Below are 18,838 nucleotides of genomic sequence, written 5' to 3'. Positions count from 1 at the left end.
TGGTGACTTCATTTTATAGGACTCAGGCTATGAGTTCTTTTTTATTTTTTTCTTACTTGTTGCACTTCAATTGTAAATTCGTCATTAACAACATGTGTGGCGCTTGTTCGCATCGAGGTTTATGGGGCAAAATAATAAACTAAGACGGTTAATCCCAAGTTTTAACTTAAATTCAGTTGTACTACGCTAAATTTATTTTTGTGAATAAATCGGGGGAAGTTATAAGTGATAGTATTAGTGAATTTAGGTTACAAGAATAGGAAAATCTTGGTAGACCAGATTGACAATGTTATTAGCCCCCATGCGCGTAAGTATTGAGCACATTTTTTTTGCTTCTTCGTATTGTTGCAATACCATTGCTAAACGGATCTTACTCAATAATAGTAAATCATACCGGTGAGCGTGTTTGGTTAACTCGATACTTTTTTGTAAATAGTTAATTGTTATGCTTTTACCGAATGCATTGGAGTTGGTCATGTTAATGAATGCTAAATTAGAATAAATAGCATTTTGTAGTAAAACATTATTATCTCCATACTGGTTAAGTTTAGTAATAATTTTTTCCCAATTCTTAGTGCAGTTTGGAAGTCAAAAATATATAGTAAATTATTAATAATAAAAAGGTCTGTATGATTCCAGACACTTACCGTAGACAATTCGTTCCAGACAGGTTTGACAAGGTTAGTAAGTTGATCGCAATTGTACGTATCAACGTGTATAAGAGCATCTAAAACACAAATTATATAATGGATATAGCGTAACGTCGATTTTTCTTCCAGCTGTCGAGCCTTTTTCAAAATAGATTTCATTTTTTTAACTTCAGAAGTATCTGAGATACTTTCAAACTCATTTATCAGTGCCTGATCGGCAGAAAATTGGTGCCCCTGTCTGTACTCCTCAAAATTGCTAAGCGAAATTCCTAATCTCTGAATTATTTTGATCATTGTGGTATATGGCAAATCTTTATAACCGTGCTCGACCTCACCTATGGAACGTCGTGTTGTTATATTTTTTGCTAATTCAAGTTGAGACATTCCTTTGTTTTTCCGTAACATATGAATCATTTCTCCTGTATTCATGAATTCACACCTAATTTTAATATTTTGTGCGAGTTTTGCACAAAGTTCACAGTATCATTGAACTATGAAATAAAATGAATATAAATACGTATTAGGAGGGAATTTTTAATGAAGATTAGACATATACGACGATATTATTCTTTTTTAGCCTATTTACCGATGCTTGGAATTATGACGTTAAGCTGGATTGTTGGTGGATAATCTTATGAAAAGCAAAAACGTGTATTGGGAGCTACTGAAGTATAAATACTGCAAAATGTTTTTGCGCTTTTTTCAATAGTGCTCCTTTATTAAATATGATAATGATTAGTTATAAATATACTCTTTGAGGAGAATATAAAGATGACATTAAAGAAATTTTTTGCTATGCTGATTTTGACCACTATGATACTTTCACTTAGTGTATTTTCAAGTTTTGATGGTTTTTCAGAAAGTATAGGTGAAATACATGCACAGGCAGCCAAGTATAAGAGAGTTGCACCTAAGCCTAAGGGAAAATGGAAACTTAGGAAAAAATTCAAAAAACTGTTAAAATAACAAAAAAGTTAAAGAAGTCTGGGTCTGCAGCAATCATGACTTACGTAGTACAGGCGCTTGCGTCCAAATATGGCGGACAAGCAATTTGGATGTTCGGGGGTACATTTTTTGGGAGCTATTTTCCTGCAGGAAATACTTATTTAACTGCGTGGGCGTATAAGCGCGCTAACAAGTATGTAGTACAATATAAAACAGTTATTCATATTTATACGAATAAATCTAGGAAACACATTCGTAAAAAGGCTTCACGTATTCAGTCGTTTGTAAAGAAATATAAGGTGGTTAGGGTGGATTAATTATGGATCAATACCCAAATTTTAAGCTATTTATTGATAAATATTTACCATGGCTAGCCGTTATTGGCTTTGTTGTGACAGTTAGTGTTAATGGCAATGTTTGGTTGTATTTTATGTCGGTGCTGATTGTATTTGTTGTGATTGCAATTATTGACTTGCTGTTTAAGTATTGGAACCACGCCAAAATTTTAGGTATCATGATTGTTCTTTTAGTACTTGGACTATGGTTGAATCGCTAAGAAAATACCAGGATTAGTGTCTGACGCGGCATTTTCAATGGATTTATAAAGAGGCATTGTGCTTTTCTGAAATGCCATGGCTAGCATCAATAAGGGGCTTCTGTCAACCAGTGTCGATGAAGTTATATCTAGAATCCAATTCATTTATGAATTGGATTCTTTTTTGAAGTGCGCCCGGCATGGGTGATAACTAGGCGGTGTAAGTCCGCTGTGGGCCGTAGTAGTCGGAACCACGAGTTGAGGGCAAGGGCGTTCGCCGTGAGACGGAGTCTGAAGGAAGCCTAAGACAAAATACCGAACCGATGTACAAGAAGTGGCTACAAGGCTGATTAGACTGGATGAAGTTGCTTCACAAACTGAAGTCCTACACTACTTGAAGTCGAAGTTAGTAAAGCCAACGGTTGCATGGTATGAAAGCTATCATTCTTACCCGGGGAGGCCTGTCGGATAAGCTCCCAACAAGGACGCCGATATGGGTTTACAGGAGTAAACTAGTCAGCCGAGGTCATAGTAATCTGCCGTATGGCAGATGAAGGACTGAACAATAATAATTCTCACCGATACTGGAGGTGTTGGTAGTGCGAAGATTGCAGAAAACAGAACAAGCTGACCGCCAAGGGATGAATAGTCTGGAAGACAAAGAGTATCTTGGGGCGCATCGTACTACTAACGGTGAAAGTACGGCGCAGGATGGCATTCAATTTGTAGACCGGGTCCTTCCTTGCAAGTAGTAATCTGAACCTAGCGTTTAAGCGTGTTCGGAGGAATAAGGGCGTAGCTGGAATTGACGGCATGACCGTTGACCAACTGGCCGAATATATTTACAAGAACCGGGAAGAACTCCTAGAGAGTTTACGTAATGGAATATATCGGCCGCAACCAGTCAGACGGGTAGAGATACCAAAACTCGATGGCTCAACCAGAAAACTGGGAGTACCTACAGTTGTTGATCGTATGATCCAATAAGCTGTGGTACAGGTGCTTTCGCCGATATACGAACAAGTATTTTCCGACAATAGCTATGGATTCCGACCAGGTCGGAGTGCGCATGACGCGATTCAAAGTGTCACCGAACTCTACAATCAAGGCTACCACTATGTGGTAGACCTCGATTTAAAGGCATACTTTGATACGGTTAACCACGACTTACTAATGAACTTCATCAAACAACGAGTAACTGATCCATGGCTACTCCACCTAATTCGGCGCTTCCTAACAAGCGGGGTCATGAATGGCGAGCTGTTTCGAAAGACGACGAAGGGAACACCACAAGGTGGGAACCTGTCGCCGCTGCTGGCCAATATTTATCTCAACGAGTTGGACAAGCTATTGACCCAGCGGGGCCACCGATTTGTGCGCTATGCCGATGACTGTAATATTTATGCCAGAAGTAAGCGAGCGGGAGAACGAGTCTTACGCAATGTCACAATCTTTCTTGAAATTAAGTTGAAACTAACAATTAACTGTCATAAAACGACGGTTGGCTCACCACTCCGACTAAAGTTTCTAGGATTTACGCTCGGTGTAGACCGTAATGGGGCATATGCACGACCGCACAAGGTCGTGAAACAGCGAATCAAACAAGCCCTTAAGATAATGACTGGGCGAAGTCGTGGAATTAGTTGGTTAATGTTGATGAAGAAAATTAAACAGAAAATGCGAGGATGGCTACAGTACTATGGGATTGGCAAGATGAAGACGTTTATTCAACAACTGGACCAATGGTTGCGAAGTAGGATTAGACAGTTGATATGGAAACGGTGGAAGAAAATCAAAACCCGATATCGTGAGCTAATTAAGCTAGGAATGACACCGGAACAGGCCAAGACTAATGCCAATACCCGCAAGGGATATTGGCGAATTGCCCATAATAAAACACTAACCTATACGTATACAAATCAAAAGCTGGAGCGTCTTGGACTAATAAACCTGTCCAAGACACTCCAGCAAATACAGAGTGCTTAAATTATTGAACCGCCGTATACGGAACCGTACGTACGGTGGTGTGAGAGGTCGGTAATTGAAATAATCAATTACCTCCTACTCGATTGCAACCGAATTTGATAAAAAAGTTTTACTAGTTAACCATACGTCGTTCTTTTGATTTGCCTGATTTCATCTCTTTTCAACTATGACTCGATATTTTGTGGTTTGGTATATTTAGGTCTACAAATAAGAAAAAGTGACAATTATGAGTAAAATTAAGCAAGAGGAATAAATAAGAACATGTGAAAAAATAAACATTTTTATCTAGAACTCATTCTAAGCAATCTTTGTATGCTAATATACTGATACATAAACCTCATAACTAATACTTATAGCTAAAACTGAGTTTGACTATAGCTATATGGGGGCGCTAAACTAGGATTATAAACTAAATGTTATTTTTTTCACACACTTAGTAAGCGCTTACCAACACATTAATTGGAGGTTATCAACATGACAGAATATCGAGTTGAATCAGATACTTTAGGCGAAGTTAAAATTCCTGCGAACGCCTTATGGGGTGCTCAGACAGAACGGAGTCGCCATAACTTTCCGACTGGTACGAAGATGCCGTTGGAAATGATTCGGGCATTACTTCAAATTAAGCGGGCCGCAGCGATTGCGAATAAAGAAGTTGAAGCAATGACTGCTGAAAAAGCTGATTTAATCGTGGCTGCCATTGATAAGTTATTAGCGCTCGACGATGAAGATTTGCGTAAGGACTTTCCGCTGGTTGTTTACCAAACTGGTTCGGGGACGCAAACGAATATGAACGTTAATGAAGTGGTCGCACACATGGCTGGTAAGATCAATCCTGATATTGAAATCTTGCCGAACGACGATGTTAACCATGGTCAAAGCTCTAACGATATCTTCCCAACGGCGATGAACATTACGGCCGCAGTTGCCGTGGATAAGCTGATTGCCGCAGCGGAACACTTATTAGCGGAATTGAAGATCAAACAAAAGAAGTACTGGCGGGTAGTAAAGATCGGCCGGACCCATCTTCAAGATGCAACGCCATTAACTTTTGGCCAAGAAGTGAGTGGTTGGGCCAGTGCGATTGAACATGATATTGCCTACTTAAAACAGTTGAATCCAACGTTAGGCGAGCTTGCAATGGGTGGGACCGCCGTTGGGACTGGTCTAAATGCTGCCCCTCATTTTGCTGAAAATATTGCTGCGGCGATGAGCAAATTGTATGGGATTGAATTTACGGCTGATTCCAATAAGTTCTATGGTTTGGCCCATCATTCTGGCTTAAACGTGGTTCACGGGGCCATCAAGACCCTAGCAGCCGATTTGATGAAGATTGCCAATGATGTGCGGTTCTTGGCAAGCGGTCCACGGGCCGGTTATGACGAATTAAACATTCCGGCTAACGAACCCGGCTCATCAATCATGCCTGGGAAAGTTAACCCAACCCAAGCTGAAGCCATCACTATGGCAGCGGTACGAGTTATGGGGAATGACGTGGTCGTCGATTTAGCTTCTAGCCAAGGTAATTTTGAAATGAACGTTTACAAGACCGTTTTGATTGATGCCTTCCTTGAATCTGCTGAATTGTTAGCTGGAACGATTACCGGCTTCACTGACCGAATGATTGCTGGTTTGACGGTCAACCAAGACCGGATGGCAGAGTTAGTCGACAGTTCCTTGATGACGGTTACGGCATTGTCACCACATATTGGCTATCATGATAGTGCGATGATTGCTCAAGCAGCTGAAAAAGCGGGGACGACATTGCGTGAAGCAGCCATCAAGTCTGGCAAAGTAACCGCGGAACAATTCGATGAATGGATGGTTCCACTGGATATGACGAATATTGATGATTAAGCTAAAATAAGTATTGATCGGCGTTGAACCGTTAACGTGGATCAAGGTGGCACGGGTCATTGTTCCTAGACTTGGAATGGTGGCCCGTGTCCAGTTAACGACAATAATAAATGAGATTTTGGTTCCATCCTGGGGAATACCCCGGACGAATTGAGAGGAGAAGTGGCAATCAATGGCTGAAAAGTTTACATTTACACCAACCGCCTTAGCGGATCTAAAACCGAACTATGACGTAGTGATTATTGGATCGGGGGGCGCGGGTTTGACTGCGGCAATCCAGGCACATGAATTGGGCCTGAACCCGGTTATTTTAGAAAAAATGCCGAAAATCGGTGGTAACACCACCCGGGCTTCATCCGGTATGAATGCGGCGGAGACGAACGTCCAATTGCATCACCATATTGTTGATAGTTTTGGCGATTTCTACGGCGAAACCCTTAAAGGTGGTGGCGGTATGAATAACCAAGCACTGTTGAAATTCTTCACGGAACACAGTGCGCTCGCAATTGACTGGTTAGCAGACCACGGCATTAAGTTGGATGATTTGACGATTACTGGTGGGATGAGTGTGATGCGGACTCATCGGCCAAGTTCCATGGCTCCCATTGGTGGTTTCTTAGTCACTGAGTTGTTGAAACAAGTGGCGGCTGACCAGTTACCACTCTTCACAGATGTCAAAGTCGATGAACTACTCGTCGAAGCCGGCAAAATTAGTGGCGTCAAGGCAACAACCCCAGATGGAGCTGTCACGATTACGGCTGGAGCCGTCTTGTTAGCAACCGGTGGCTTCGGTGCGAATAAGACCTTGTTAGGCCAGTATCGTGATGATCTTAAAAACTATCAGACGACCAATCAGCCGGGCGCGACTGGAGATGGGATTCTGTTGGCACAAGCTATTGGGGCTAAGTTGGTTGATATGGACCAAGTCCAAGTTCATCCGACGGTCCAACAAAATACAGATCATGCTTATTTAATCGGTGAAGCGGTTCGGGGCGAAGGTGCGATTTTGGTCGATAACCAGGGGGCTCGTTTCGTCAATGAACTCGACACGCGTAAGAACGTGACGGCCGCTATCGACCAACTGGGTGGTACTGGTGCCTACTTGATCTTTGACCGCGGTATTCGTGACCGGGTCAAAGCGGTTGAATTCTATGATCACATTGGCCTGGTAAAGACTGGGACTGACTTGGAAGCACTGGCGACTGCGACCGGCTTAGACGCTGCGACGCTTAAACAGACGGTGGCTGACTGGAATCAGGCAGTCGCTAACCATAATGATGCGGCCTTTAACCGGACGACTGGGATGGATCGCGATATTGCGGCGGGACCGTTCTACTCAATTCACATTGCGCCAGCTGTTCACTACACGATGGGTGGGATTGCCATTAATCCAGCAACCCAAGTGTTGAATCAGGACGAACGACCAATTGCCGGCCTGTTTGCAGCCGGTGAAGTGGTCGGCGGTCTCCACGGCAATAACCGGATTGGTGGTAACTCAATCGCTGAAACGGTAATCTTTGGCCGTCAAGCCGGACAACAGATGTTCAAATATTTACAATAAGTTATTTTGACTAACCCAAATCAATAGTCCATGCGCTTGAGTAATCGGTGCGTGGGCTATTTTTGATTTGGGCTGTAGTTAGAGACCAAAGAAATTAGTTTAAAAATCGACTAATTTCGGTTAAGCTGGAAATATAACAAACATATAGGAAGAAAGTGACAAGCATGGCGACGATTTTTACAACCGGTGAACCGCAAACAATCACGGCAATGCTAGCAGCCCGTGATCAACGGGTCGCGTATCAGCAACAGTTGACAGCGACTAACCCCCGGGCCACGATTGCGGCAATTAAGTTGAATATTCCGGGACCGATTAAGAATAACGCTGCACTACGACGGTTGTTTTTGGCCGGTGTCCAGCGGTTTGAAGCTGAGTTGTCGACATACACGGTGGCAGCTGATTGGAATCATCCGGCGGGTAATGAGCGGTTCTTGATTCTGACGACTGACTTTGCGACTAGCAAACGGCTGGCGGTCGCTTTTGAAGAACACGATCCGTTAGGTCGCTTATATGATATTGATATCTTACAAGCGGGTTCACAGCGCGCGCTGTCGCGGACGGATTTGGGGCTGCCGAAGCGTCGTTGCTTATTATGTCACCGTGAAGCCAAGGATTGCGCGCGTTCACGGCGGCATTCAGTGGCTGAGCTACAGCAAAAGATTGCGGCGATGTATATGAAGGAATTTGGTGAGCGCGGATGAATACACGTGATTTAGATTATTTTCGGGCGTTAGTTGATTGCCAAAATTATACGATGGTCGCCAAGCAGTTTGCGGTTTCACAACCGGCAGTGACTCAAGCAATTCATCGATTGGAAAAAGAGTTTGCAGTCAAATTGGTGATTCAAGACCGTCGCCATCAACAGACAAATATTACCCGGGCCGGTCAGCTGCTTTACAAGAATGCACGCCAGATCCAGGCGAGTTTGCAACTTGCTCATCGCGAAATTCAGAGTACGTTACAGACTGATATTCGTTTTGGCTTACCACCAATTATTGGCACTTTATATTTCCCTCAAATTGCGGAAAAGTTACTTCAGAACGGGTTACTGCAACAGTTAAAAATAACGGAAACGGGCTCAGATGAGCTATTGCGTAAGTTAGTGCATGGTGAGATCAACATCGCGTTATTAGGGTCCTACTTACCATTTGATTTGCCGACAGTTAGTGCGGTTCACTTAGGGGCACGGCCATTCAGTATTATCGTGAGTCCTCAAAATAGTTTGGCGAAACAAGCCGCCGTTAGTTTTAAGGATCTCGGTCAGGCACAGTTCATTGGATTAGATGGCAAATACGTGCACCCACAAGCCTTCCGAGCCTATTGTGACTTTGCCGGGGTACATCCAGAAGTTATCTACCGGACCCCCGATATCTCATGGGTCAAAGCCTTAGTTAAAGCCAACTTGGGCATTAGCTTACTGGTTCGTGATGTGGTTAAAGCGGATGATGGCGTCGTATGTTTGGAAATCAAAGATCAATTGCCGGTCAGCTTCAATATCTCGGTGGTCACACGGGCTGGGTACTTACCAACCACTGATGAACAACGGTTTATTGATCAATTACTTAAAATGAAGATTTAAACGTCGCGACTGAGCCATCTGTCTAAGTGAACAGCACGATTCCTTGAGTGGTTCAACTTTTACTTTGAGATTGACGTGTCTTCACGATTGTTTCATTTGGATATATCGCAATTTGTCTTGATTACGAAAACTGCACCACCCTCACAGACTATTCTGTAAGGGTGGTGCAGTTTTGCTTAATCGGTCTGATCAGTGTCAACCGCTAATGTTTCGTGCAAAATGGTCAGTAGCTGTTGCTGCACGGGGGTCAGAATATGGGTTGTTCGGTAGACGATGCTTGTGATGAATTCAGGGGGTTCAATGTCCATCAAGTCCAGTCGTACGACGTCAGTACGGTAGTGATCGACGATTTTGGTAAAGAAACCGATGCCGACATTTTCACCAATCAATTTCATTAAAACGTGGGTATCGTTGGAACGAAAGACGATGTTGGGGCGAAAGTGATTCCGGCGCGTGAGTTTGTTGAAGGCCGTATTATGGATGAAATTACTATTAAAGAAAACAAATTTTTCACGTCGTAGTTCGTTAAAGTAGACCCGTTTACGTTGTGCTAACGGATGTTGTTTGGACACGTAGATACAGAAGGGCTGACGGTCAAATTCTTCGGCAATCAACGTTTGGTAAGCGAGCGGCTCCACCGAACCAAGTAGGGTCATGTCAACGCGACCGTCCCGCACAGCGTTACGTAGCCAAATCGAGCCCCCCTCAATGGTTTCGAGACCGGCTAATAGCCCTTCCGCGGCCAATCGGGCACCGATTTTTGGAAAATAATGGTTTTCAATAATTGGCGGTAATCCTAAAATCAGTCGATTTTGGGATAGATTGTCGATTTCTTGGTGGGCGAGGCGTAACTCATGTAAAACGATTTTAGCGTGTTCAGCAAGTTGCGCCCCGCTAGCAGTGACGTGTAACGTATTTTTAACACGGTCACGAATCACGAGTGGTGCCCCGAATTCAGACTCCAGGCGTTTGATTGCGGTGGTCACAGTTGGTTGGCTCACACCGAATGTTTTCGCAACTTTTGAAAAATTTTTTTGAGAAATTAATTCATCGAAATAAGCTAAGTCTTTTGTGTTCATTTTTATTCCTTTCTAAATCAGCTTTTGTAGCGACCTTATTTAATATATTTATATCATATCATAGTTTTGACTATAACATTTTACTGGCGTTACAGTATTACTTGTAAATTGATAGGACGTTTTTCCTAGCAATGAAAATTGATGAAAATGTAAATTAATTAGGAGGCCGCAGTAATGACAAAAACTGCAAGTGAAATTTTAAATAACCCATTCTTAAATAAAGGCACTGCCTTTACCAAAGAGGAACGTCAAGCACTTGGTTTGACGGGGACGTTACCAAGCAAGGTTCAAACAATTGATGAACAGGCGACGCAAGCTTATGCCCAATTCAAGAGCAAGCCCAGTCGTTTGGAACAACGGATTTTCTTAATGAATCTCTTTAACGAAAACCGGACACTATTCTTCCATTTGATGGATGAACACGTGGTTGAATTTATGCCAATCGTTTATGATCCCGTCGTTGCCGATTCCATTGAACAATATAATGAATTGTTCTTGGACCCACAAAATGCGGCCTTTGTTTCCGTAGATGCACCTGAAGATATTGAAGCAACTTTGAAGAATGCAGCGGACGGCCGTGATATTCGGTTAGTCGTTGTTACGGATGCTGAAGGTATTCTTGGTATGGGTGACTGGGGTGTTAACGGTGTTGATATTGCCATTGGTAAATTAATGGTTTACACCGCCGCTGCCGGCATTGACCCATCACAAGTACTGCCAGTTAGCATCGATGCTGGAACAAACAACCAGAAATTATTAGATGATCCATTGTATCTTGGTAACCGGCACAAGCGTGTTTCCGGCGAACAATACTATGATGTGATCGACAAGTTCGTTGCTGCTGAACAACAATTATTCCCAGATTCATTGTTACACTTTGAAGATTTCGGTCGCGACAATGCTCAAGTAATCTTGGACAAGTACAAGGATCAAATCGCAACCTTTAACGATGATATCCAAGGAACCGGGATGGTTGTTTTAGCTGGTATCTTAGGCGCATTGAACATTTCAAAGGAAAGCATCAAGGACCAAAAAATCTTATCATTTGGTGCCGGAACGGCCGGTATGGGAATTGCCAACCAAATCTTGGATGAATTGATGCAAGCTGGTTTAACAGAAGAAGAAGCTAAACAACACTTCTACGCTGTTGATAAGCAAGGTTTACTATTTGACGACACGGAAAGTTTAACCCCAGCCCAAAAAGCCTTCACGCGCAAACGGAGTGAATTTAGCAACGCCGACGAATTAACCAACTTGGAAGCCGTTGTTAAAGCCGTTCACCCAACCGTTATGATTGGGACATCGACTCAGCCTGGTACCTTTACTGAAAGCATCATTAAGGAAATGGCGGCGCACACGGAACGGCCAATCATCTTCCCACTTTCTAACCCAACCAAGTTAGCGGAAGCTAAAGCGGAAGACTTAATCAAATGGACTGACGGCCGGGCCTTAGTTGCGACTGGGATTCCAGCTGATGATGTTGAATACAAAGGTGTCACTTACCAAATCGGTCAAGGAAACAACGCCTTGATGTACCCTGGTTTAGGATTTGGTTTGATTGCTTCAACAGCCAAGGTGCTGAACGCTGAAACCTTGTCAGCAGCCTGCCACGCATTAGGTGGAATCGTTGATACGTCGAAGCCGGGTGCCGCAGTATTGCCACCAGTTGCGAAAATTACTGAATTTTCACAAAAATTAGCTGAAGTCGTGGCACAAAGTGTTATCGATCAGAAGCTCAACAAAGAACCAATTGCAGATGCTAAACAAGCGGTTGCTGATATGAAGTGGGTCCCAGAATACCGGGCCATCAGCAAATAGTGTCGGTAAAATAAGAGAATTGTAAGAGGGTATAAGAGCACATGGGAGTTTTATGGAATTCAATTCAAAGCGTCTTAGTTGTCGTTTTGATCATGATATTAGGTTTCGTCCTACGACGAGCAGGTTGGTTTGATGATAAGTTTGCTGGAACAATTTCCAAATTTATCAAAAATATCGCTTTGCCAGCATCGATTTTCGTATCTGTGCTGAGCCGACTAACTCGTGGGCAATTAGGATCATTTGCAGGTTACTTGGCATATGCATTTCTAGCCGTGATTATTGGCTACTTGATTGCCTTTGCGCTAGTTAAAATTATGCGGGTCCGTCCAGGTCGTAAGGGGATTTTCATCAATGCGATCGTCAACGCCAACACGATTTTCATTGGGTTACCTTTGAACATTGCGTTGTTCGGTGACAAGAGTATGACGTATTTCCTTGTTTACTATATTGTTAATACCGTTTCGACATGGGCATTTGGGGTCTTCTTGATTTCAAACGACGACCCGACGAAATCCAAGGAAAAGACGCATAACAAGATTGATTGGAAGAAAGTCATTCCAATGCCATTGGTTGGTTTCTTAGTTGCATTAATTTTCTTACTGCTAAATATTCCAATCATGAAGGTATCATTTGTCAGTTCAACGTTGACTTACGTTGGAAACTTAGTAACACCACTTTCCTTGATTTATATCGGGATCGTGTTAGCCGACGCTGGTCTGAAGAGTATTCGCTTTGACCGTGATACGATTGTTGCGTTGATTGGTCGCTTCATCTTGTCACCAATCATCATGATTCTTGTCTTGATGGTTGCTGGTAATCTCGGTGCAAGTTTCCCAACCTTAGCATCGCAAACCTTGATTGTTCAATCAGCAACGCCAATGCTAGCCGTGTTACCAATCTTGGCTAACGAAGCACATGGTGACGTGGAATACGCCACTAACATCGTGACAACGAGTACCGTGTTGTTCATCGTGGTTGTGCCAGTCTTGATGACCTTGATCCAATATATTTAAAGTTTATTTAGAAGTATTCCGGTTGAAAGAGACGGGATGCTTCTTTTTTTGATCAAAACTGCTTGAGTTGAACCCGATTAAAATATGTTAAAGGTTAAAATTAAGGTCGATCAGTCGAATTATTTCAGCTGACCGACCTTAATCTTTTACGAAAGGAGTGCTTGAAGACACAAGCTTGTGGCGATTGCGTTTAAACAGATGAATATGATAGAAACAAATTTAAGTCGTAACCCATAATAATGCGGTTAAATTAAAATTAGTGAATCTTATGGATTATTAATAAATTTGTTTAAAATAACCAATGCTGTAAAGTGCTGCCTTGAAAGGATTCAATTAGGAATTGATTGAAATTGTTAGATTTACTTGACTAATTGCACAAAAATTAATAGAATTAACAACGTTGCATTATTAAGATTTAGATTAGGAGGCGTACCGGATGAAAGCATCACAACGATTGCTGGTTAAAAAATCAGTCAATCCAGCTAATTTTAATAAGGGTGGCCTCGAAAAGACGTTGAGCGCATTTAGTTTAACCATGATGGGTGTTGGCGCAATCGTGGGTTCTGGGATTTTTATCACCCCCGGAATTATCGCCGCTAAGTATGCCGGTCCGGCTGCCATGCTCTCATTTGTGATTGCTGCGGTCGTGTGTTCGCTGGCCGCATTATGTTACGCTGAATTTTCTTCAACCATTCCCTTGGCGGGGAGTGCTTATACTTACGTTTATACCGTTTTTGGGGAATTCTTAGCGTGGATTCTTGGTTGGTCTCTGATCTCAGAATATTTATTCGCGGTATCTTCGGTGGCGGTAAGTTGGTCATCGTACTTTCAGAATTTAATGAGCGGCTTTGGCCTAAAACTACCAACATTTCTGACCGCCGCAGCTGGTACTGCCGGTGTCAGTGGTGCTGGATTCAACTTAATTGCTTTTGTCGTGGTTTTGGCTGTCTCACTGTTATTGGTCGGTGGGTTACAAGAGTCAACACGGGTCAATTCAATTATGGTAATCGTTAAGATTCTAGTGATTGTTCTTTTCATTGGCGTGGCAATTTTCTTTGTGAAACCTGCCAATTATCATCCGTTCATGCCCCATGGTGTTAGCGGACTGGTCAAAGGCGCGTCGTTAGCATTCTACGCGTATATTGGGTTTGATGCGGTGTCGACTGCTTCAGAAGAAGTGAAAAATCCTAAGCGTAATATGCCAATCGGAATTGTCGGTTCGTTAGTCGTAGCATCGATTTTATACGTGGCAATGGCCGCCGTTCTGGTCGGGGTCGTGCATTACAGTAAGCTTAACGTGGGTGATCCCGTGGCGTATGCCTTAGCCGTCATTCATCAAAACTGGGCGGCGGGGATTGTGTCACTGGGTGCCGTTGTCGGTATGACGACCGTTTTGATTGTCATGTTATATGGTGGGACCCGGTTACTGTTTGCGATTAGCCGAGATGGGTTGTTACCAAAAGTCTTTCGGACGGTCAGTCCCCACACCAAAGTGCCGGTTAAGAGTACTTGGATTTTTGGCATTATTGCCAGTGTATTTGCGGCTGTGATTCCATTAGATAAAATTGCGGAGTTAGTCAATATTGGAACGCTATTTGCATTCGCTATGGTGTCCATCGGTGTTGTCTTCCTGCGTCGACACGAAACGCTACAACAAATCAATAGTTCATTTAAAGTACCATTTTATCCAGTGTTACCAGTTGTCTCGTTCCTCGCATGTGTCTACCTGATGCTTAATTTGCAGGCATTTACGTGGCATATGTTTGGTATTTGGCTGGTTATTGGCATCGTGATTTACTTTGCCTATAGTTATCGGCACTCCCGTATTCGAGCAGGGTTACGTGCCAAAGAATCAAAATCGTAATTAATAGTGGGTGCTTACCGGGGCGGGTAAGCACCCATTCTTTTCGCGGCTACTAAGCTTTGAGATATGCTATAATTAAGCGCATAATTCATAAGGTAAAGAGAGTTGAGGTGGCTGATGATGCAGAGACGTTCAAACGCCTATCATATCAGTGTATTAGCGGTACTAATGGCAATCGTGATCATTCAGAATATTGTTCCGTTTTTTGGGTACATTCCATTACCAGGATTGAGTATTACGACAATTCACGTGACGGTTATCCTGGCCGCCGTGGTCTTGGGACCGCGTGATGGGGCAATTATTGGGGGCGCATGGGGAATTATTGCGTGGATACGGGCGTTCGTCGCACCGACGAGTCCCTTAGCACCAATCGTATTTACCAATCCATTGATTTCGGTGATACCCCGGATTCTCGTCGGTTTGATAGCCGGTTGGGTCTTTATTTGGTTTCAGAAGCGGCATCAAAAAGTGTTGGGGATGACGCTGGCGGGCGTGGCCGGGGCATTAACGAACACGATTCTAGTCTTAGGTTTGATTGGGCTACTCTATAGTCATCAAGCAGCCGGCTTTTATCAAGTTAATTTGAGCAAACTAATGCCGTACTTGTTAACGATCGTGGCCTCGAATGGGATTCCGGAAGCGATTTTAGCTGGAATTCTCACACCACTGATCGGGACACCATTACTACGTTTTAAAAAATAAGTCGCTAAAGTGACAGCTAGCTTGAATCAATTCAAATTTAAAACAGCCACCCTTGAAATCTCCTGAATTTCAAGGGTGGCTGTTTTAAATCGCTATTTAACGGCTTGAACTTGTTTCTGACTAATAATTACTTTGTTGTGATACTTATCAACGATGGCTGGATCAGGACTTGTAAAGGTGATTAAATACGAATTAGTGTAACTTTTCGCAATGGTCCCGGTATAAGTCTGGCCTTCCAAAATGAACGTCACTTGTGTTCCAATATCCATGATGATGCCTCTTTTCGCACGATAGTTTTATTAAGGATAACACACCAGTGGACGTAACAGGTAAAAGTTCACTAATTAAAACGTCGCCGAACTTGGGCCCAAATTCCCGTTGCTAGGGCTAAGAGACTGGTACCCAGCGTTGCGAGCCATGACTGAGTTGTTTCGTCGGTCTGCGGGAGCTCAGTTGTGGCTTTGGATGCTGGTGAGGAGACGGCAACTAAGTCGGCACTGTCAGTATTAGTTGTTGTGGCAGATACCGTGGCTGGCGTCGTCACACTTGCTTCCTGGTCACTATAATCTTGAAGCAGACTAGCCGTGACGGCCGAACCGCTGTCATCGTGATTAACTAACCAGTCAGTGTTAGTCGTGGCGGTTGAACCGACCATAATTGAATCACTGACTTGGCCCTTAATCACGTTGCTCTGATCGATAGTGCTTGTCTGGTTCACAGTGGTCGTCGCACGTGTTGCGTCAACCGCCGTGTCGGAATCACTATCCACTGCGTTATCCGTGTCGTTCAAGTCAACGTAACTAGTCGTTGAATCATCATTAGGTTTCGCATGATTGGTCGTGTCCGGTGTTGTATCACTAGTTATGTCGGTAGTGTCAGTGGTCGTGTTATCCACGATAGTTTGATGGTCACTGATGGCCTCATCAGCCGTCGTTTCATCGGTAACATTGTCCTGTGCTGTGGAATCGGTCGTTGTACCGTTGTCAGCCGCTCCCTGATTACGATTATCCGTTACTTGATCAACATCAACTGCTTCATCTTCAGCATCCGCTACGGATAGCAATGGTGTTAAGAAAGCTAACAAGTGTTGGCGGTATTGTAGGATCGCGTTATTAGCCGCAGCGTGACCACCGACAGTCCCTGGTAAGATCCAAACTTCTTGGTTGGCAGAATGATTGGCGGCCGCTAATTCCAATGATTGAGTATATGGAATGAAGGCGTCGTCTTGCGTGTGGATCAAGAGTAACGGGATAGTGATTTTGCTAGCTGCATCGGTTGCTGATAAGTCATCGACACTGAAACCTTGTTCCTTGATCAAACGAGCGTTCATCGCGGCCACAATTTTATCATAGGATAAGAAGGGCAGGCTCGTGATGGCTGGCAGACCAACGGATTGAAGTGCGTTTGAAACGGCGGTGATGGCTTTGTTGTATAGCGAACTACCTAGTTCTGGTAAGGTTGCGTACCCGGCGTCCGACACAACTGCTTTAACGGATTTTGAAAGTCCAGGAACTGAGGCTGCTTCTAACACGGTGTCGGCACCTAATGATTGACCATAAAAGACGACTTGACTGTCGGCGCCATTGCGTTCGTCGACCATCTTAACCCAATTCAGCCAGTCATACTTGTCCTGATAACCAAACGTTAAGTTATCACCGTCACTTAGGAACTGGCCACGTTGACTCGGCATGAGGACGTTATAACCCATGTCATACCAAATCTTTGAAACGTAGCCGATCCAATCAACATGTTCCGTCCAACCTTGGCCGATGATGACGGTCTTGGTGGAATCACCGTTTTGAATATAGTAAGCACGGACAGACTGCGTCGGGTCATTGTATTCAGGCAGGGTCCAGGTTTCTTTGGTAACGTTATCCCACCAAGTAACTGTTGTCGGATAATATTCTTCGGCCGCAGCCCGGTCAGCAGCATAAGCGACTGGATCGAGGCCGGTCCACGTATTGGAGATGTCATAGCGGTGCTGGTTCATTTCAGTACGTAGATTAGAGAGGGCTTCTGAGCCAGTTCCCGTGAAGACGATTGGGTAGAGTACATTACCCACGATCGTGCTGGCGATATCTGTGGGGAGTTCTTTCAACTCGTCAAGAATTGTCGTCAGTTTGGCTTTGGCTGCTGCTAATTGTTCTTGGCCAGACGGGGTCGCTGCTTGATTTGCTAAGTCCTTGATCGTATTAACGACGGCCACAATATCACTGGCATCTAACGTGACCGTGGTGGTGTCCGTCTTATCAGAGGTAGTAACTTTTTTCCAGGTCACACTGTAAGGGCCACTTTGTGTAATGGTGACCGTACTCTTTTGATTGCCAGTCGTGTCGTTGGTTTCGTAGATTAAGCCATGACCGCTGTCACTTGTCGCGGCACTAGCCGCGCTGGTCGTCGCCACACTAGTTGGCGTTGCCGCAGCGGTCGAATCGGTGTTGGTACTCGTATCATCAGTTGAATCAATAGCTGAATCAATAGCTGAATCGGTCGTTGACTTAGTCGTGGCTGTCGCCATATCCGTGACTTGAGTAGCGTCACTCGTCGCTGAGCTAGCGGCCTGTTCGTTACCACTTATGGTATTGTCTGCCGTCGAATTAGTAGCGCTGGTCGTCTGACTAGTTACTGTGCCACTCGCACTGTTAGCAACCTCACTAGCTTGGTCGGTAGCTGACGCTGCACTTGTGGCTTGTTCAGTCGCGCTAGTCTCAGTAGCGTTAGTACTAGTCGTAATTTGATTGGTGTCAGTGGTAGCGCTGCTGTCGGTATTTGACGTGGTATTACTGTCTTCACCAGTAGTCATGCTACTTGTCGTGGTTGACACGGTTGCCGTTGCCCCGGCGGCTTGGCTGAGTTGACTGGCAACGCTAGCTGGGGCGTTGGCCGCAGAAGTGGTCGTGGCACTAACGGGGGTAGCCGTTGCTGCTAAGGCGTTAGTCGTCAGCATTAACGTACTACCGAGCCCCGCAATGGTAATCCCCGCGTAAACCCAATGTTTGCCATCTTTGAACATTTTATAATGATCAACGGTGGTTGATTGTTGTGAATTCCTTTTCATTATATTTACTCCTCGTAACGTTTTATTCTATTGCACGTTTTAAAATATAGCACGACAACCCAGGCTTGTTTGCGTTTTCGCGGGCTAAACTTGTTAAATGAGGTACTTTTTTAATAACGGCATCAGTTGTTTATTGTATGAACTAATTTGTTAACTGATTGAGTACGATGATTGATTTTTATGATGCGACA

14 protein-coding genes and 1 pseudogene are annotated in these 18,838 nt (G+C 43.9%); 11 read left to right on the top strand and 4 right to left on the bottom strand.

All coding sequences use genetic code 11. The features are described 5' to 3' along the window. Positions 1 to 488 precede the first annotated feature (488 nt). Complete coding sequence (locus tag ACOV1R_RS11945) at positions 489 to 1,079, bottom strand: helix-turn-helix domain-containing protein (protein WP_064523062.1); 591 nt, start codon at positions 1,077 to 1,079, stop codon at positions 489 to 491. 342 nt (positions 1,080 to 1,421) lie between these two features. On the opposite strand from ACOV1R_RS11945, the gene ACOV1R_RS11940 reads away from it, so the two are divergent. The 7 genes and pseudogenes from ACOV1R_RS11940 to ACOV1R_RS11910 all read left to right on the top strand — a co-directional run bounded on the left by ACOV1R_RS11940 (position 1,422) and on the right by ACOV1R_RS11910 (position 9,113). Next, positions 1,422 to 1,616 carry a hypothetical protein gene (locus tag ACOV1R_RS11940; RefSeq protein WP_054519285.1) on the top strand — a complete coding sequence of 65 codons (195 nt, stop codon included), beginning with the start codon at positions 1,422 to 1,424 and terminating at the stop codon, positions 1,614 to 1,616. A 298-nt stretch (positions 1,617 to 1,914) separates the two neighbouring features. Then, a complete protein-coding gene (locus tag ACOV1R_RS11935) occupies positions 1,915 to 2,151 on the top strand; it encodes a flagellar biosynthetic protein FlhB (protein ID WP_003641311.1) in 237 nt (78 codons plus the stop codon). 578 nt (positions 2,152 to 2,729) lie between these two features. Next, positions 2,730 to 4,116: pseudogene (gene ltrA / locus ACOV1R_RS11930) on the top strand (group II intron reverse transcriptase/maturase). A 474-nt stretch (positions 4,117 to 4,590) separates the two neighbouring features. After that, on the top strand, positions 4,591 to 5,973 hold the full coding sequence (locus tag ACOV1R_RS11925; RefSeq protein WP_003641313.1) for a class II fumarate hydratase: 1,383 nt from the start codon (positions 4,591 to 4,593) through the stop codon (positions 5,971 to 5,973). 172 nt (positions 5,974 to 6,145) lie between these two features. Beyond that, positions 6,146 to 7,534, top strand: coding sequence for a flavocytochrome c (locus ACOV1R_RS11920; RefSeq protein WP_128485057.1), 1,389 nt, complete (start codon positions 6,146 to 6,148; stop codon positions 7,532 to 7,534). 164 nt (positions 7,535 to 7,698) lie between these two features. Next, the gene (gene citX / locus ACOV1R_RS11915; RefSeq protein ID WP_003644113.1) at positions 7,699 to 8,235 is read left to right on the top strand and encodes a citrate lyase holo-[acyl-carrier protein] synthase; all 537 of its coding nucleotides are present in this window, start codon (positions 7,699 to 7,701) and stop codon (positions 8,233 to 8,235) included. After that, a complete protein-coding gene (locus tag ACOV1R_RS11910; protein WP_015380026.1) occupies positions 8,232 to 9,113 on the top strand; it encodes a LysR family transcriptional regulator in 882 nt (293 codons plus the stop codon). The genes citX and ACOV1R_RS11910 overlap by 4 nt, the downstream gene beginning before the upstream one ends. Before the next feature lie 176 nt (positions 9,114 to 9,289). Here ACOV1R_RS11910 and ACOV1R_RS11905 read toward each other — a convergent pair whose 3' ends face one another. After that, a complete protein-coding gene (locus ACOV1R_RS11905) occupies positions 9,290 to 10,192 on the bottom strand; it encodes a LysR family transcriptional regulator (RefSeq protein WP_003641317.1) in 903 nt (300 codons plus the stop codon). Positions 10,193 to 10,366: 174 nt separating this feature from the next. On the opposite strand from ACOV1R_RS11905, the gene ACOV1R_RS11900 reads away from it, so the two are divergent. From ACOV1R_RS11900 to ACOV1R_RS11885, 4 genes are all read left to right on the top strand, one after another. Continuing rightward, on the top strand, positions 10,367 to 12,010 hold the full coding sequence (locus tag ACOV1R_RS11900) for a malolactic enzyme (protein WP_015380027.1): 1,644 nt from the start codon (positions 10,367 to 10,369) through the stop codon (positions 12,008 to 12,010). A gap of 41 nt (positions 12,011 to 12,051) precedes the next feature. Continuing rightward, on the top strand, positions 12,052 to 13,023 hold the full coding sequence (locus ACOV1R_RS11895) for an AEC family transporter (protein ID WP_003644116.1): 972 nt from the start codon (positions 12,052 to 12,054) through the stop codon (positions 13,021 to 13,023). A gap of 436 nt (positions 13,024 to 13,459) precedes the next feature. Further along, complete coding sequence (locus ACOV1R_RS11890; RefSeq protein ID WP_003641320.1) at positions 13,460 to 14,887, top strand: amino acid permease; 1,428 nt, start codon at positions 13,460 to 13,462, stop codon at positions 14,885 to 14,887. Positions 14,888 to 15,007: 120 nt separating this feature from the next. Then, on the top strand, positions 15,008 to 15,589 hold the full coding sequence (locus ACOV1R_RS11885; RefSeq protein WP_003644117.1) for an ECF transporter S component: 582 nt from the start codon (positions 15,008 to 15,010) through the stop codon (positions 15,587 to 15,589). A 92-nt stretch (positions 15,590 to 15,681) separates the two neighbouring features. Here the strand turns inward: ACOV1R_RS11885 and ACOV1R_RS11880 are convergent, their stop codons facing one another. Together ACOV1R_RS11880 and ACOV1R_RS11875 are read right to left on the bottom strand one after the other, a co-directional pair. Next, a complete protein-coding gene (locus ACOV1R_RS11880) occupies positions 15,682 to 15,858 on the bottom strand; it encodes a hypothetical protein (RefSeq protein ID WP_003641322.1) in 177 nt (58 codons plus the stop codon). Positions 15,859 to 15,929: 71 nt separating this feature from the next. Further along, entirely contained in the window at positions 15,930 to 18,647 is a 2,718-nt protein-coding gene (locus ACOV1R_RS11875) for a serine aminopeptidase domain-containing protein (RefSeq protein WP_064523059.1), read from the bottom strand. Positions 18,648 to 18,838 lie beyond the last annotated feature (191 nt).

It is taken from the genome of Lactiplantibacillus sp. YT640, assembly GCF_049745435.1.
GTDB lineage: Bacteria > Bacillota > Bacilli > Lactobacillales > Lactobacillaceae > Lactiplantibacillus > Lactiplantibacillus plantarum.
This window is presented reverse-complemented; position numbering and strand designations above follow the sequence as displayed.

What these genes read in the sequence shown, in the direction of transcription:
- ACOV1R_RS11900 (WP_015380027.1), top strand. Translation starts at nt 10,367, where the DNA reads ATGACAAAAACTGCAAGTGAAATTTTAAATAACCCATTCTTAAATAAA.
- ACOV1R_RS11880 (WP_003641322.1), bottom strand. Translation starts at nt 15,858, where the DNA reads ATGGATATTGGAACACAAGTGACGTTCATTTTGGAAGGCCAGACTTAT.
- ACOV1R_RS11935 (WP_003641311.1), top strand. Translation starts at nt 1,915, where the DNA reads ATGGATCAATACCCAAATTTTAAGCTATTTATTGATAAATATTTACCA.
- ACOV1R_RS11940 (WP_054519285.1), top strand. Translation starts at nt 1,422, where the DNA reads ATGACATTAAAGAAATTTTTTGCTATGCTGATTTTGACCACTATGATA.
- ACOV1R_RS11925 (WP_003641313.1), top strand. Translation starts at nt 4,591, where the DNA reads ATGACAGAATATCGAGTTGAATCAGATACTTTAGGCGAAGTTAAAATT.
- ACOV1R_RS11895 (WP_003644116.1), top strand. Translation starts at nt 12,052, where the DNA reads ATGGGAGTTTTATGGAATTCAATTCAAAGCGTCTTAGTTGTCGTTTTG.
- ACOV1R_RS11910 (WP_015380026.1), top strand. Translation starts at nt 8,232, where the DNA reads ATGAATACACGTGATTTAGATTATTTTCGGGCGTTAGTTGATTGCCAA.
- ACOV1R_RS11945 (WP_064523062.1), bottom strand. Translation starts at nt 1,079, where the DNA reads ATGAATACAGGAGAAATGATTCATATGTTACGGAAAAACAAAGGAATG.
- citX (WP_003644113.1), top strand. Translation starts at nt 7,699, where the DNA reads ATGGCGACGATTTTTACAACCGGTGAACCGCAAACAATCACGGCAATG.
- ACOV1R_RS11875 (WP_064523059.1), bottom strand. Translation starts at nt 18,647, where the DNA reads ATGAAAAGGAATTCACAACAATCAACCACCGTTGATCATTATAAAATG.
- ACOV1R_RS11920 (WP_128485057.1), top strand. Translation starts at nt 6,146, where the DNA reads ATGGCTGAAAAGTTTACATTTACACCAACCGCCTTAGCGGATCTAAAA.
- ACOV1R_RS11890 (WP_003641320.1), top strand. Translation starts at nt 13,460, where the DNA reads ATGAAAGCATCACAACGATTGCTGGTTAAAAAATCAGTCAATCCAGCT.
- ACOV1R_RS11905 (WP_003641317.1), bottom strand. Translation starts at nt 10,192, where the DNA reads ATGAACACAAAAGACTTAGCTTATTTCGATGAATTAATTTCTCAAAAA.
- ACOV1R_RS11885 (WP_003644117.1), top strand. Translation starts at nt 15,008, where the DNA reads ATGCAGAGACGTTCAAACGCCTATCATATCAGTGTATTAGCGGTACTA.